Origin of the sequence: Noviherbaspirillum sp. (assembly GCF_036563305.1) — a bacterium.
Lineage (GTDB): Bacteria > Pseudomonadota > Gammaproteobacteria > Burkholderiales > Burkholderiaceae_D > Noviherbaspirillum.
This window is the reverse complement of the sequence record NZ_DATCMQ010000016.1, coordinates 356,086-369,724: the sequence shown is the minus strand read 5'-3', so window position 1 is coordinate 369,724 and position 13,639 is coordinate 356,086. Positions and strand designations below refer to the sequence as shown.

At 66.2% G+C, this 13,639-nt stretch carries 13 protein-coding genes; 8 read left to right on the top strand and 5 right to left on the bottom strand.

Annotation, left to right across the window (positions count from 1 at the left end; translation table 11 throughout):
* Positions 1-51 precede the first annotated feature (51 nt).
* Positions 52-606 carry a carboxymuconolactone decarboxylase family protein gene (locus VIM12_RS18125; protein ID WP_331943269.1) on the top strand — a complete coding sequence of 185 codons (555 nt, stop codon included), beginning with the start codon at positions 52-54 and terminating at the stop codon, positions 604-606.
* 40 nt (positions 607-646) lie between these two features.
* Here the strand turns inward: VIM12_RS18125 and VIM12_RS18120 are convergent, their stop codons facing one another.
* Together VIM12_RS18120 and VIM12_RS18115 are read right to left on the bottom strand one after the other, a co-directional pair.
* Positions 647-1,237, bottom strand: a complete 591-nt coding sequence (locus VIM12_RS18120) for a phasin family protein (RefSeq protein WP_331943267.1) — start codon at positions 1,235-1,237, stop codon at positions 647-649.
* Between the two features lie 157 nt (positions 1,238-1,394).
* Positions 1,395-2,111, bottom strand: a complete 717-nt coding sequence (locus VIM12_RS18115) for a hypothetical protein (RefSeq protein WP_331943265.1) — start codon at positions 2,109-2,111, stop codon at positions 1,395-1,397.
* Positions 2,112-2,379: 268 nt separating this feature from the next.
* On the opposite strand from VIM12_RS18115, the gene VIM12_RS18110 reads away from it, so the two are divergent.
* Complete coding sequence (locus tag VIM12_RS18110; RefSeq protein ID WP_331943263.1) at positions 2,380-3,039, top strand: DsbA family protein; 660 nt, start codon at positions 2,380-2,382, stop codon at positions 3,037-3,039.
* A gap of 78 nt (positions 3,040-3,117) precedes the next feature.
* Here VIM12_RS18110 and phbB read toward each other — a convergent pair whose 3' ends face one another.
* Together phbB and VIM12_RS18100 are read right to left on the bottom strand one after the other, a co-directional pair.
* Positions 3,118-3,858 carry an acetoacetyl-CoA reductase gene (phbB, locus tag VIM12_RS18105; RefSeq protein ID WP_331943261.1) on the bottom strand — a complete coding sequence of 247 codons (741 nt, stop codon included), beginning with the start codon at positions 3,856-3,858 and terminating at the stop codon, positions 3,118-3,120.
* Positions 3,859-3,921: 63 nt separating this feature from the next.
* Positions 3,922-5,097, bottom strand: a complete 1,176-nt coding sequence (locus tag VIM12_RS18100) for an acetyl-CoA C-acetyltransferase (protein ID WP_331943259.1) — start codon at positions 5,095-5,097, stop codon at positions 3,922-3,924.
* Between the two features lie 308 nt (positions 5,098-5,405).
* On the opposite strand from VIM12_RS18100, the gene VIM12_RS18095 reads away from it, so the two are divergent.
* Complete coding sequence (locus VIM12_RS18095; protein WP_331943258.1) at positions 5,406-6,005, top strand: AMP-binding protein; 600 nt, start codon at positions 5,406-5,408, stop codon at positions 6,003-6,005.
* On the opposite strand, the gene VIM12_RS18090 is transcribed toward VIM12_RS18095, so the two are convergent.
* Positions 5,926-6,741 (bottom strand): IclR family transcriptional regulator, encoded by an 816-nt coding sequence (locus tag VIM12_RS18090; RefSeq protein WP_331943884.1) that lies wholly within the window; start codon positions 6,739-6,741, stop codon positions 5,926-5,928. The genes VIM12_RS18095 and VIM12_RS18090 overlap by 80 nt on opposite strands.
* 436 nt (positions 6,742-7,177) lie before the next feature.
* On the opposite strand from VIM12_RS18090, the gene VIM12_RS18085 reads away from it, so the two are divergent.
* The 5 genes from VIM12_RS18085 to VIM12_RS18065 all read left to right on the top strand — a co-directional run bounded on the left by VIM12_RS18085 (position 7,178) and on the right by VIM12_RS18065 (position 13,552).
* Positions 7,178-8,719, top strand: a complete 1,542-nt coding sequence (locus VIM12_RS18085; protein ID WP_331943256.1) for a 3-hydroxyacyl-CoA dehydrogenase — start codon at positions 7,178-7,180, stop codon at positions 8,717-8,719.
* A 3-nt stretch (positions 8,720-8,722) separates the two neighbouring features.
* On the top strand, positions 8,723-9,925 hold the full coding sequence (locus VIM12_RS18080; protein WP_331943254.1) for a 3-oxoadipyl-CoA thiolase: 1,203 nt from the start codon (positions 8,723-8,725) through the stop codon (positions 9,923-9,925).
* Positions 9,926-9,937: 12 nt separating this feature from the next.
* The gene (locus tag VIM12_RS18075; RefSeq protein ID WP_331943252.1) at positions 9,938-11,119 is read left to right on the top strand and encodes an acyl-CoA dehydrogenase; all 1,182 of its coding nucleotides are present in this window, start codon (positions 9,938-9,940) and stop codon (positions 11,117-11,119) included.
* Positions 11,120-11,209: 90 nt separating this feature from the next.
* A complete protein-coding gene (locus VIM12_RS18070; RefSeq protein ID WP_331943250.1) occupies positions 11,210-12,406 on the top strand; it encodes an acyl-CoA dehydrogenase family protein in 1,197 nt (398 codons plus the stop codon).
* Positions 12,407-12,415: 9 nt separating this feature from the next.
* Complete coding sequence (locus VIM12_RS18065; protein WP_331943248.1) at positions 12,416-13,552, top strand: acyl-CoA dehydrogenase family protein; 1,137 nt, start codon at positions 12,416-12,418, stop codon at positions 13,550-13,552.
* The last annotated feature ends 87 nt before the right edge of the window (positions 13,553-13,639 follow it).

Here is a 13,639-nt window from a genome sequence, read left to right as displayed (position 1 = left end):
GCCTTCTGCAAAGGCTCGCAAACACTGCCCATCCAACCCAGAGGAGAAATCATGACGCCGCGCATGGAACCCGCATCGCCACCATTCGACGACACCAGCACCCGCCTGCTCGCCCGCATCACGCCACCCGGAAAGGAGCCGTTGCGCCTGTTCCGCACCATGGTCCGCAGCCCGCGCATCCTCGAGAGGATGTTTGCCGGCGCGCTGCTCGATCCGGGTCCGCTCGGCCTGCGCGAGCGCGAGCTGATGATCCTGCGCACCTGCGCGCGCTGCGGCGCCGAGTACGAATGGGGAGTCCACGTGGCTTACTTCTCAGCCCGGGCGGGAATCGATGCAGAGCAGGTCGCCGCCACCTGCGGGCCGCTGCCGGCGCCGTGCTGGAGCGAAAGGGACGCACTGGTGCTGCAACTGGCCGACGCGCTGCATGACGCGGCTCAGGTCAGCGAGCCGCTTTGGCAGGCGCTGGCGCAGGAATTCACGCACGAGCAGCTGCTCGAACTGCTGGCGCTGGCGGGCTACTACCATGCGATTTCCTTCCTGGTGAACGGGTGCCGGGTCGAGCATGAAACCGGCACGCCGCGCTTCCCCGGCAACGCGCAAAAATGAAAAAGGCCGCGATTCCGCGGCCCCGTGCCCGGGAAAGACGTCAGGCCTTGCTGACCGTGGCAACCGTGGATGCCGCCTGCGGCATCGGTGGCACCGGCGATGCCGCGCCAGTCGCGTTCGCAGCCGGTCCCGTTGCGGCGCCGAAGGCTTCCGCTGCCTGGCGGGTCGTCTTCGTGAACTGCTCGTAGTTGGAAGTCGCCCGGTCGAACGCGGACTTGAAGAACGCCGCCATGTTCTCCGGCGCGCCGGTCGTGCCGCGGGAAGCCTCCTCGACCATGCCGTTGACACGCTGTCCGAAACGACTGACCTGGGCTTCCGCCAGCTTGCCGATATCGGATTGCATGGACGCGGCGATATTGACCAGGTGCCCGCCGTAGGACACGGCCTTGTCGATGTTGGGACGCGTCTGTGCGGCGACCAGCGACATGAATTCCTGCGGATCCTTCGCACCGAGGATCTGGCGCGACGCCGCCGCCGCTTCCTCGAGGGACGCCCGGCCGGCGGTGAGATTGAGAGTGACCAGTTTCTCGAAGTTTTCCAGCGCCTTGCTGGTAAATTCGGTGTAGAGCGCGATCTGCGACTCGACACTGGCCCTCGTGGTCTCGGAAATCTGGTCTTTGTTCAGAAACATGTCATCTCCATTGAAATGCTGCGCGTGTGGGAGTAAGTTGTATCGCTCTATGTTGCGAAGCAACACGCGACATTTTAGAGAAGGACAAGTGCGACTTCAATGATGTTTTTGTGCATTGCAGCACAGCAAGACCAAGGCCGGCGGCGCTGCTCCCGCATCAACGCTGGAGGCTCTCTGCACGGCGGTTCGAGCGCCGTTCCACGGAATGCGAGGAGACGCGGAACTCGAGGTTGGTGAGCCCGATGGCCCCTGGCGGTCCCGCCACGAATCCGAAACCGGCTTTCACCGGGAACAGGCAGTCGTCGCGCAGCACGATATCGGTCTGGCAGTTCGGCATCGGCGTGTAGAGATGGGATTTGATCTCGTTCCACGCCTGCTCGGTCACCCAGCCGAACAGGTAGAGCTGGTTCGGATAAAGCGAGTTGTCGTTGTCGAGGTAGCCCTTCTGGTTCTTCTGCAGCGGCGGATCGGTCGGCAGCGCGTTGGTGACCGACAGGTCGACCGAACCGTCGCCGATCGGATAGGCTTCCTCGTTCTGGTAGGACGAATACGCGAGGCGCAGGTGCCAGCGGCAGGTGAGCGTGATCTTCTTTTCCATGCCCATTCGTTCGGTCTCCATCGACAGGCCGTCGCTGACCGTGAGCTGGGTGCACATGATCTGGCCGATCAGCGTCGGCTCCAGTTTGCGGAAGCCCTCGAGGTTCTCATGGAGATTCCAGAAGAACCACTTGGCGCGTTCGCCTTCCGTCATGTCGGCCAGGTCGGTCATGTCCCTGGTGCCGTGTGCCTCGATCGTCTTCATGACGTCGCGCCGGGCCTTTTCGTGCGCCTCGTCAACGTCCGGTCCGAATCGCTGCAAAAAATCGCTTCGCATAAAACCTCTCCAAGAATCTCGGGATGCGCGGCGCGGGTGACCGCGCCGGCCGGCAGCCTGACTCGCCGCGGCCGTGAATACAAGCGCGCCCGTGCCTTCGCCCGGGGCCTTGCCGGATAGATCACCATTCGCCCATGGAGTTCATGAAAGGGACTGCGTAAAACGGGCATATTTCAAGAACAGGGCGGTATTCCGCGCCGTGCTTGCGCAAAGCCCGGCGCCGGTCCCGGGTACCATTCGGGCATCGTCCACGAAAGAGAGAAATGCCATGGCCAGCCTCATCTATATCGCCGACCCGATGTGCTCCTGGTGCTACGGTTTCGGCCCCGAACTGGCGTCGCTGCAGGCCGGCCTTCCCGGCTTGCCGGTGCATGTCGTCACGGGCGGCCTGCGCGCGTACAACCGCCAGCCCGCCGACGACACGTTCCGGAACATGCTGCGCGGCCACTGGGAGGAAGTCGCCGCGCGCACCGGCCTCCCCTTCACTGACACAGGCATGACCGGACCGGGCTTCGTCTACGACACCGAGCCTGCATGTCGCGCCGTGGTCGCCGCACGCCTGCTGTCGCCGTCGGCGGCGCTGCCCGTGTTCACCGCGGTCCAGCGGGCGTTTTATGTCGACGGCCGCGACGTGACCAGCGGCGAGACGCTGGCCGCGGTTGCGCTGCCGGCGCTGGAGGCTGCCGGCGTGAAGGCCGGCGCCGGGGAGTTCATCGCGCTATGGGGATCCGAAGCGGCAGTGCGCGCGACCGGGAAAGACTTCCAGCAGACGCAGCGCTGGGGCGTCAACGGCTTTCCTGCGCTCGTGCTGGAGCGCGACGGCAAACTGGACCTGGTCACGCTCGGCTACCTGCAGATGCCGCTGCTGGTGGAGCGGATGCAGGCGGTGCTCGACGCGGCGCCCGCGGACGACGCACCTGCGGCCTGAGCCGGAAGACACGCTCCGGAAGCAGGCTGAAAAAAAGGCCCGGCGCTGCGTCCGGGCCTGGTTGTCCTGCGGGTGCCGTCAGAACATGTGCTGACCGCCGTTGATCGCGATGTTCGCGCCCGTCAGGAAGGCTGCCTCGTCCGACGCCAGGTAGGCGACCAGGCCTGCCACCTCCTCGGGCTTGCCGAGGCGTCCCATCGGGATCTGCGGCAGGATTTTGCTCTCCAGTACCTCGCCCGGAATCGCCATCACCATCTTGGTGCCGATATAGCCGGGCGAGATGGTATTCACGGTGACGCCCTTGCGCGCGACTTCGAGTGCCAGCGCCTTGGTGAAGCCGTGCATGCCGGCCTTGGCCGCCGAGTAGTTGGTCTGGCCGAAGGCGCCCTTCTGGCCGTTCACCGAGGAGATGTTGATGATGCGGCCCCAGCCGCGCTCCATCATGCCGTCGCAGACCTGCTTGGTCATGTTGAAGACCGAGTCGAGGTTGGTCTGCATCACCGCATCCCAGTTGACCTTGTCCATCTTCTTGAAGGTCATGTCGCGCGTGATGCCCGCATTGTTGACCAGCACGTCGACCGGCGCGATCTCGCCGCTGATCGCCTCGATGCAGGACTTGGCCGAGTCGTAGTCGGCGACGTCGCAGGGATAGGCGCGGAACTTGAATCCCTGCTGCGCCATGGACTCGAGCCATTCCCCCGACCGGGTATTGCCGGGCGAGTGCGTCGTGACCACCTGATAGCCGAGCGCAGCCATCTTGATGCAGATCGCCTCGCCCAGGCCGCCCATACCTCCCGTTACCAACGCTACTCGTGCCATGTTCGCTCTCTCAGTTTTATTGTTTATCGGACTTGATACGACTACCGCACTGCATGCTTTTCCTCAACGCTCGATGGCGAGGGCCACGCCCATTCCGCCGCCGATGCACAGGCTGGCAAGCCCGCGCCTTGCGTCGCGCCGGATCATCTCGTGGATCAGCGTCACCAGGATGCGGCAGCCGGATGCGCCGATCGGATGACCGATTGCGATGGCGCCGCCATTCACATTGATCTTGCCGGTATCCCAGCCCATTTCCCGATTGACGCCGATGGCCTGGGCGGCAAACGCCTCGTTGATTTCCATCAGGTCGACATCTTCGTGGGTCCAGCCGGCCTTGCGCAGGCACAGCTGGGACGCGGGTACCGGACCCATGCCCATGACCGAGGGATCGACGCCGGCGGAGGAATAGGCCTTGATGCGGGCCAGCGGCTTCAGGCCCAGCTCCTCCGCCTTCCGGGCGGACATCATGATGACCGCGGCCGCGCCGTCGTTGATGCCGGACGCATTGCCGGCGGTGACGGTGCCGTCCTTTGCGAAGGCGGGACGCAGGCTGCCCAGCGCATCAACCGTCACGCCGGGTTTGATGAATTCGTCGCTGTCGAACACCACCGATCCCTTCTTGGCGGGAATCTCCAGCGGGATGATCTCGTCCTTGAACTTGCCGGCCTGCTGCGCGGCCTCGGCCTTGTTCTGCGAGGCGGCGGCGAACTCGTCCTGCTCCTGGCGCGAGATCCCGTACTTCTTCGCCACGTTCTCGGCCGTGATGCCCATGTGGTACTGGTTGTAGACGTCCCACAGGCCGTCGACGATCATGGTGTCGACCAGCTTGGCATCGCCCATCCGGAAGCCGTCGCGGGAGTTGTTGAGCACATGCGGCGACGCGCTCATGTTCTCCTGTCCGCCGGCGATCACCACCTCGGCGTCGCCGCACATGATTGCCTGGGCGGCGAGATGAGTCGCCTTGAGACCGCTGCCGCAGACCTTGTTGATCGTCATGGCGGGCACCATGTCCGGGAGCCCCGCGCGTATCACCGCCTGCCGCGCGGGATTCTGTCCCACGCCGGCCGTCAGCACCTGCCCCATGATGACTTCGCTGATCATTTCGGGGGCGATGCCCGACCTGGCGACCAGGCTCTTGATCACATGCGCGCCAAGATCGGAAGCAGCGACCTTCGCCAGCGCCCCGCCGAACTTGCCGACGGCGGTCCGGCCCGCGGCGACGATTACGACATCTGTCATTTTCAAACTCCCTTCAAAGGTTCATTCGCAGCGGGCGCGCCAGGATGGACACAGTCCGGGACGGCTGCCATCTTAGCGCTGGGCCGGCGGCCTCCTTTGATCTGACTCAACGCATTTCGCAATCCAAAACCGCGCGCGCCGCCCCCCATGTGGCTGAACTATAGCAAGGAATGCAAGCCCCCCGTCCGCATCTGGGCAGGCGGACGCAGCATCGGCTTCACTGTGACGTTCGGACAAGTTGCCGCTGGCTGCAAAAAAGTCTACAGTCCCGGAGCCCAGAATAACGGCCCACGGGGCCATTGCCACACATGTCTCAAGAACCCGCCGGACGCCGGCACGCCGCGTCCCTGGAAGTCGCCGCCCATGCTCGCCGCATTGCGGGCGGACTGGCCGCCCTCGGCATGACGCGCAACGAAGCCGTCGCCATCCTGCTGCACAATGATCCGGTCTACCTCAGTATCGTCGAAGGCTGCCGCATCGCCGGATGCCGCATCCGCCAGATCAGCCCGCACTCGACGCGGGAACAGGTCGCATCCGCGCTTGCCGAGCCGGGAGTGCGGGTGGCTTTCGTCCATGAATATTTCCTGCCGGTGCTGGCGGAGCCGGATGAAGGCGTCGAGGTGATCGCCGTGACGCCACTGTCGCTGTTTCCCGGCAGCCTGCCGGCCCTGCGCGGCGGCAGGCGGCACCAGTCCTATCACCAGTGGCTGACCATGCAGGAGGAAAGGGATGCGCCGCTGCGGGCGAAACGCGGACGCACCCAGGCGGCGGACAGCGCCGCGATCAGCAGCAACGCGGTCGTCGAATGCGGTGAAATGCTGGCGTCGCTTACACGCGCCGCAGCCGCTCAACAGCCTCCAGAAGGCGGGGCTTCACCTCGTTCAGAAGGAACTCCGGAGACAGATTGAAGGCGGGGCCGCCGCAGTTGATGCTGAGGATGGCGTTGCCGTTGGCGGGACGGAAGGCGACGGCGATGGCATTGACATCGCGCTGCCAGTCACCGAAGGAAGTGCAGCATCCAAGCCGGCGGTACTCTTCCAGCGACCGGTTGACACCGTCGCGGATCGCCGGCCATTTGAGTTCGTCGAGCTCGCGCACCCGCTCCAGGATATCGGCGCGCTCGCTGTCCAGGGTTTCGGCAAGGTAGGCGCGGCCCATCGCCGTCAAGGCGATCGGAATGCGGGCGCCGACGTCGAGGCGCAAGGTCAGCGCCGCCTGGCTGCGGCAGTTCTCGACGTAGATCATGCTCAGGCGGTCGCGCATGCCCAGCGAGACGGTGGCATGCGACAGGTCCGCAAGCTCCTGCATGTAGGGCCGGGCGTACTGCCGGATGTCGAGCTTGGACAGCATCGCACTGCCGAGCGCCAGGCTGGCGGTGCCGAGCCGGTACTTGCCGACTTCCTCGTCGTACTGCAGGTAGCCGAGCTTGGTGAGGGTATAGGTCAGCCGCGAGACGGTCGACTTCGGCAGCCGCGCGCGATCGGCCAGTTCCTGGTTGCCCAGCATTTTCTCGCCGGAGCGGAAGCAGGACAGCAGCTCCAGTCCGCGCGCCAGCGCCGTCACGAAATGCCGATCTTCCTTCGCATTGGACACGCGCGCCGCGCCCGCCTGTTCACCCACCCGCTCTTCCACGCTCTGTGCCATCGATCTCATCGTTCAACCTGTTGGCCCGGTTGTGCCGGGCATATGCCTGTTCAGTAACGCTGCCGGCTTTCCGGTGCGGCAGGATCATCGGCGAATCCGCCCGGGAAGGGAAGCACGCGCCGGAAAACGTCCCGCAAACGCAGCGTTCCCGCCACATCCGACGCCCTTTGACATGCAGGCAATACTGGCACAAGCAGTGGCGAAAATCAACGAAATGCAGAATAAGGTTCCGCTGTGCGGTACTTGCCGGCAGACGCCGGGCGGAATAACAACCTGCAATGGAAACCCCGCGCCGGAAAGTCAGTCCGAAGAATGCCCGCACAGCGGGGTTTTCTTGACATGACGGCCTGAAAACGCCTACAGTTCCATTTTGTAAGCACTTATTCTGCATTGCAGAACCCCGCAGCGCTTTCACTGAACCCCAGCGGAGACACACATGGATCTAGCTCGCCTGCCGCAGCCCGGCTCTCCCCAATTGACAGTCGGCGTGATCGGCTGCGGCGTGATGGGCCGCGGCATTGCCCAGATCGCCGCGCTCGCGGGCGCCACCGTGCGGCTGGCAGACAGCCGCGACGGCGCCGCCGCCGCTGCCCGGGAAGAACTGCACGCCACCTTCGGCAAACTGGTGGAAAAGGGCAAGCTGGGGCAGGACGCGGCGGATGCCGCAGCAGCGCGGCTGCGGCCCTGTGCCGGCCTGCAGGACCTGGCCGGCGCGCACGTCGTCATCGAGGCCATCGTCGAGGACCTGGACGCCAAGAAGTCCCTGTTTGCCTCGCTGGAAGACATCCTCGGCGCGGACGCCATCCTCGCCACCAACACCTCGTCCCTGTCGGTCACTGCGATCGCGGCCGGGCTCAAATTCCCGGGACGCGTCGCCGGCTTCCACTTCTTCAACCCGGTGCCGCTGATGAAGATCGTCGAGGCGATCGGCGGACTGGTGACCGAAGCCGGCGTCGTCGACTACCTGCTCGCCCTCGGCAAGCACTGGGGCCATACCGCGGTGCGCGCCAAGGACACGCCCGGTTTCATCGTCAACCATGCCGGGCGCGGCTACGGCACCGAAGGCATGCGCATCCTGGCCGAAGGCATTGCCAGCGTGCCCGTGCTGGACAACATCCTGCGCGACACCGCCGGCTTTCGCCTCGGCCCCTGCGAGCTGTTCGACCTCACCGGACTCGATGTCTCGCATCCGGTGATGGAATCGATCTACCATCAGTATTTTGAGGAGCCGCGCTTCCGGCCGCAGGGCCTGACACGGCAGATGCTGGTTGCCGGCACCCTCGGCAAGAAGGTCGGGCAGGGCTTCTACCGCTATGCGGCGGACGGCAAGAAGGAAGCCATCGCCGAGCCGCCGCAGCAGGCGAAACTGCCGCAAAGCGTCTGGATCAGCAATGAGCGGCCGGAGCTGGCCGAAAAGGTGTCGTCGCTGGTGGCTGCCGCCGGCGTGCAGATCGAAAGCGGCGCCGCGCCGAGCGATGGCGCGCTGTGCATCGTGACGCCGCTGGGCGAGGATGCCACCACCTGCTGCGTGCGCGAACGGCTCGATCCGCGCCGCACGGTGGCGGTGGAAAGCGTGTTCGACGGCAGCAGGCGGCGCGTGGTGATGACCAACCCCGCCACCACGCCCGAGTACCTGGCGATGGCCTGCGGTGCGCTGGGCGGCAACGGCGTGCCGGTCAGCGTGATCCGCGACAGCGCCGGCCTGGTCACGCAGCGCGTGGTCGCGCACATCGTCAACATCGCCTGCGAGATCGCCCAGCAGGGCATCGCCGAACCGCTCGACATCGACCGCGCGGTCACGCTCGGCCTCGGCTATCCGGTCGGCCCGCTCGCCTGGGGCGACCAGCTCGGCACGCAGACCGTCCTGTCCATCCTGAAGAATCTGGAACAACTCACCGGCGACGCCCGCTACCGGCCCAGCCCCTGGCTGCAGCGGCGTGCGCTGCTCGGCCTGTCCCTACACCACAAGGAGATCTGATTCATGCTCGACGCCTACATCTATGACGGCCTGCGCTCGCCGTTCGGCCGCCATGCGGGTTCGCTGGCGCCGGTGCGCCCGGACGACCTGGCGGCGGAAGTCATGCGCGCCGTCGTGGCCCGCAATCCCTGGAAGCCGGAACAGATCGAGGACGTGATCCTCGGCGACACCAACCAGGCAGGCGAGGATGCCCGCAACGTGGCACGCAACGCCCTGCTCGCGGCCGGCCTGCCGGTGACCATCGGCGGCCAGACCGTCAACCGCCTGTGCGCCAGCGGCCTGGCTGCGGTGATGGATGCGGCGCGTGCGGTCACCTGCGGCGAAGGCAGCCTGTTCATCGCCGGCGGCGTGGAGAGCATGAGCCGCGCGCCGTTCGTGGTGGGCAAGTCGGAGGCCGCTTACGGCCGCGACTTCAAGGTGTTCGACAGCACCATCGGCGCGCGCTTCCCGAACGCCAGGGTCACCAAGGAGTACGGCGCCCACACCATGCCGGAGACCGGCGACAACGTGGCCCGGGAGTTCGGCATCACCCGCGAGCAGGCGGACGCCTTCGCGCTCGCGTCGCAGATGAAATACCACGCGGCGCTGTCCGACGGCTTCTTCGCCGGCGAGATCCACCCGATCAGCGTACCTACCGGCCGCAAGACGCCGCCGGTGCTGATCGACCAGGACGAGCATCCGCGTCCGGAGACGACTGCGCTGACGCTCGAGAAGCTCAAGCCGCTGTTCGAGGGCGGCGTCGTCACCGCAGGCAATGCCTCCGGCATCAATGACGGTGCGGCCGCGCTGCTGGTCGGCAGCCGCGCCGCGGGCGAACAGGCGGGCAAGGCGCCGATGGTGCGCATCCTGTCCGCCGCGGTGGCCGGGGTCGAGCCGCGCATCATGGGCATCGGCCCGGTCTACGCGATCCGCAAGGCGCTGGACCGCGCCAACCTGAAACTGTCCGACATGGACATCATCGAGATCAACGAAGCCTTTGCCAGCCAGGTGCTGGGGTGCCTGAAGCTGCTCGAGATCGACTTCAACGACAGCCGCGTCAACCCGAACGGCGGCGCGATCGCGCTCGGCCATCCGCTGGGCGCCTCGGGCGCCCGCCTGGCGCTGACCGCCAGCCGCGAGCTGGCGCGCCGCAACGGCCGCTACGCTGTCGTCAGCCTGTGCATCGGCGTCGGCCAGGGACTGGCCGTCGTGCTTGAACGAATCTAACCCGGAGACATCATGGCTACCAACAAAGTGCAATTCCACTGGGACGACCCGCTGCTGCTGGACCAGCAGCTGACCAACGACGAGCGCATGGTGCGCGACGCCGCCAACGCCTATTGCCAGGACAAGCTGCAGCCGCGCGTCCTGGAAGCCTTCCGCCTTGAGACCACGGACCCGGCGATCTTCCGCGAGATGGGCGAGCTCGGCCTGCTCGGCCCGACCATTCCCGAGCAGTACGGCGGTCCGGGGCTGAACTACGTCAGCTACGGCCTGATCGCGCGCGAAGTGGAGCGTGTCGATTCCGGCTACCGCTCGATGATGAGCGTGCAGTCCTCGCTGGTGATGGTGCCGATCTACGAGTTCGGCAATGAAGAGACGAAGCAGAAATACCTGCCCAAGCTGGCCACCGGCGAATACATCGGCTGCTTCGGCCTGACGGAACCGAACCACGGCTCCGATCCGGGATCGATGGTGACCCGCGCGAGGAAGGTCGAGGGCGGCTACAGCCTGACCGGCAGCAAGATGTGGATCTCGAACTCCCCGATCGCCGACGTGTTCGTGGTCTGGGCCAAGGACGACGAAGGCGCGATTCGCGGCTTCGTGCTGGAGAAGGGCTGGAAAGGCCTGTCGGCGCCGAAGATCCAGGGCAAGTTCGGCCTGCGCGCGTCGATCACCGGCGAGATCGTGATGGACGAAGTGTTCTGCCCGGAAGAGAACGCCTTCCCCGAGGTGCGCGGACTGAAGGGCCCGTTCACCTGCCTCAACTCGGCCCGCTACGGCATTGCCTGGGGCGCGCTCGGCGCCGCCGAGGCCTGCTGGCATACCGCCCGCCAGTACGTACTGGACCGCAAGCAGTTCGGCAAGCCGCTCGCCGCCAACCAGCTGATCCAGAAGAAGCTGGCCGACATGCAGACCGAGATCACGATGGGCCTGCAGGGCTGCCTGCGCCTCGGCCGCATGAAGGACGAAGGCACCGCCGCGGTGGCGATCACCTCGATGATGAAGCGCAATTCCTGCGGCAAGGCGCTGGACGTGGCGCGCATGGCGCGCGACATGCTCGGCGGGAACGGCATCTCCGACGAGTTCGGCGTCATCCGCCACATGGTCAACCTGGAAGTCGTCAACACCTACGAAGGCACGCATGACATCCATGCGCTGATCCTCGGACGCGAGCAGACCGGCATCGCCGCGTTCTGACACTGACACGACCAGCGCCGCCCCTGCCCCTGCGCCAAATTGGCGGCGCAGGGGGCCGCGGCGCACAACGACATCAAGCAAGAGGAACACATGGACCTTAACTTCACGCCCGATGAGATCGCCTTCCGCCAGGAAGTGCGCGACTTCGTCGCAGAGAACCTGCCGCCCGACATCCGCCACAAGGTGATCAACGGCCTGATCCTGCAGAGCGACGACTACGTGCGCTGGCAGAAGATCCTGCACGCCAAGGGCTGGGGCGGACCCGGCTGGCGCAAGGAATTCGGCGGCCCGGGCTGGAGCCCGACCCAGCAGTACATCTTCGACGAGGAATGCGCCGCCGCAGGCGCGCCGCGCGCGATCCCCTTCGGCCTGAAGATGGTGGCGCCGGTGATCATGCAATACGGTTCGCCCGCGCAGCAACAGCGCTTCCTGCCCAAGATCCTGTCCGCGGACGAGTGGTGGTGCCAGGGCTACTCCGAGCCCGGCTCGGGCTCCGACCTGGCGTCGGTGAAGACCCGCGCCGTGCTCGACGGCGACCACTACGTGGTCAACGGCCAGAAGACGTGGACCACGCAGGGCCAGTATGCGGACTGGATCTTCTGCCTGGTGCGCACCGATCCGGAAGCCAAGCCGCAGCGCGGCATCTCCTTCCTGCTGATCGACATGAAGACGCCGGGCATCACGGTGCGCCCGATCATCACCATGGATGGCGCGCACGAGGTCAATGAGGTCTGGTTCGAGAACGTGCGGGTACCGGTAGAGAACCGGGTCGGCGAGGAAAACGCCGGCTGGACCTACGCCAAGTTCCTGCTCGGCCACGAGCGCACCAACATCGCCGGCATCGGCATCGCCAAGCGCGAGATCGCGCGCCTCAAGCGCATCGCCTCGCTGGAGACCAAGAACGGCCGGCCGCTGATCAAGGATCCGATGTTCGCTTCCCGCATCGCCCAGGTCGAGATCGACCTGACCGCGCTGGAAATCACCAACCTGCGGGTGCTGTCGGCCGAAGCCGAGCGCCGCGCGCCGGGTCCGGAGGCGTCGATCCTGAAGATCAAGGGCACCGAAATCCAGCAGGCGATCACCGAGCTGCTGGTGCAGGCGGTCGGCACCTATGCGCTGCCGCTGCGCCGCGAAGCGATGGCGGCCGGCTACCAGGGCGACACGGTGGGGCCGTTCTATGCGATCCCGCTGTCGGCGAACTACCTGAACATGCGCAAGCTGTCGATCTACGGCGGCTCCAACGAGATTCAAAAGAACATCATCTCCCAGATGATCCTGGGACTGTAGGAGGACGCGATGGATTTCACGTTTACCGAAGAACAGCAGATGCTGCTGGATACCACGCGCCGTTTCGTCGAGAAGGAATACGACTTCGAAAAGCGCCGCCAGATCAAGGACAAGTCGCCCGACGGCTACAGCCGCGAGGTGTGGCAGGGACTGGCGGACATAGGCCTGCTGGCGATGAACGTGCCGGAGGCCGACGGTGGCCTCGGTGGCGGCGCGATCGAGACCATGCTGGCGATGACCGCAGTCGGCGAAGGCATGCTGCTGGAACCCTTCCTGACCAGCGCCGTCCTGTCGACCAGGGCCATCGCGCTGCTCGGCAACGACGCCCAGCGCGAGGCGCTGCTGCCCGCCCTGGCCGGCGGCGAGAAGATCGCGGCCTTCGCTCACGAGGAACCGCAGACCCGCTTCGACCGGATGGACATTGCCACCCGCGCCTGGCAGGTGGGCAGCGGGTATGTGCTGACCGGCCACAAGAGCGTGGTCGCGCACGGCGCCTCCGCCGACCTGCTGCTGGTCACCGCCCGCATCGGCCGGGCCGGCGAACACGGGCCGCTGGCCTTGTTCTGCGTGCCGGCGGACACGGCCGGCATCCGCAAGACCGCCTACACCACGGTTGACGGCACGCGCGCCGCGGAGCTGCATCTCGAACAGGTGTTCCTGCCCTCCGGCGCCCTGCTCGGCACCCCGGGCGACGCCGGCCGCGCGCTGGCCGATGTGCTCGACTTCGGACTCGCCGCGGTGTGCGCGGAAGCGGTCGGCGCACTCGACAAGATCCTGGCGGCGACCGTGCAATACGCGCGCGACCGCAAGCAGTTCGGCCAGCCGATCGGCAAGTTCCAGGCACTGCAGCACCGGATGGCCGACATGGTCCTGCATATCGAGCAGGCGCGCTCGATGAGCTACCTGGCGGCGGTGCGGTGCACCGACACCGACCTTGCCCAGCGCGAGCGCGCCCTGTCCGCCGCCAAGGTGGTGATCGGCCAGGCCTGCCGCTTCGTCGGCCAGCAGGCGGTGCAACTGCACGGCGGCATGGGCGTGACCGACGAGCTGAACGTCAGCCACTATTTCAAGCGCCTGATGGCGATCGAGCTGCAGTTCGGCAGCACCGACCACCATCTCGAGAAGTACGCCGCCGCGCTCGCCTGAGCCGGTCGCCGGCATCACCCGCTTCCCTCTCCCATCCGCGGAGGGGGAAGCCGGCGGCACAACCGCCGCCCTTCCCGCCTCACCGCC

Excerpts from the sequence above, each read along its gene's own strand:
- VIM12_RS18125 (WP_331943269.1), top strand. The coding sequence starts at position 52 with ATGACGCCGCGCATGGAACCCGCATCGCCACCATTCGACGACACCAGC.
- VIM12_RS18120 (WP_331943267.1), bottom strand. The coding sequence starts at position 1,237 with ATGTTTCTGAACAAAGACCAGATTTCCGAGACCACGAGGGCCAGTGTC.
- VIM12_RS18115 (WP_331943265.1), bottom strand. The coding sequence starts at position 2,111 with ATGCGAAGCGATTTTTTGCAGCGATTCGGACCGGACGTTGACGAGGCG.
- VIM12_RS18110 (WP_331943263.1), top strand. The coding sequence starts at position 2,380 with ATGGCCAGCCTCATCTATATCGCCGACCCGATGTGCTCCTGGTGCTAC.
- phbB (WP_331943261.1), bottom strand. The coding sequence starts at position 3,858 with ATGGCACGAGTAGCGTTGGTAACGGGAGGTATGGGCGGCCTGGGCGAG.
- VIM12_RS18100 (WP_331943259.1), bottom strand. The coding sequence starts at position 5,097 with ATGACAGATGTCGTAATCGTCGCCGCGGGCCGGACCGCCGTCGGCAAG.
- VIM12_RS18095 (WP_331943258.1), top strand. The coding sequence starts at position 5,406 with ATGTCTCAAGAACCCGCCGGACGCCGGCACGCCGCGTCCCTGGAAGTC.
- VIM12_RS18090 (WP_331943884.1), bottom strand. The coding sequence starts at position 6,741 with ATGGCACAGAGCGTGGAAGAGCGGGTGGGTGAACAGGCGGGCGCGGCG.
- VIM12_RS18085 (WP_331943256.1), top strand. The coding sequence starts at position 7,178 with ATGGATCTAGCTCGCCTGCCGCAGCCCGGCTCTCCCCAATTGACAGTC.
- VIM12_RS18080 (WP_331943254.1), top strand. The coding sequence starts at position 8,723 with ATGCTCGACGCCTACATCTATGACGGCCTGCGCTCGCCGTTCGGCCGC.
- VIM12_RS18075 (WP_331943252.1), top strand. The coding sequence starts at position 9,938 with ATGGCTACCAACAAAGTGCAATTCCACTGGGACGACCCGCTGCTGCTG.
- VIM12_RS18070 (WP_331943250.1), top strand. The coding sequence starts at position 11,210 with ATGGACCTTAACTTCACGCCCGATGAGATCGCCTTCCGCCAGGAAGTG.
- VIM12_RS18065 (WP_331943248.1), top strand. The coding sequence starts at position 12,416 with ATGGATTTCACGTTTACCGAAGAACAGCAGATGCTGCTGGATACCACG.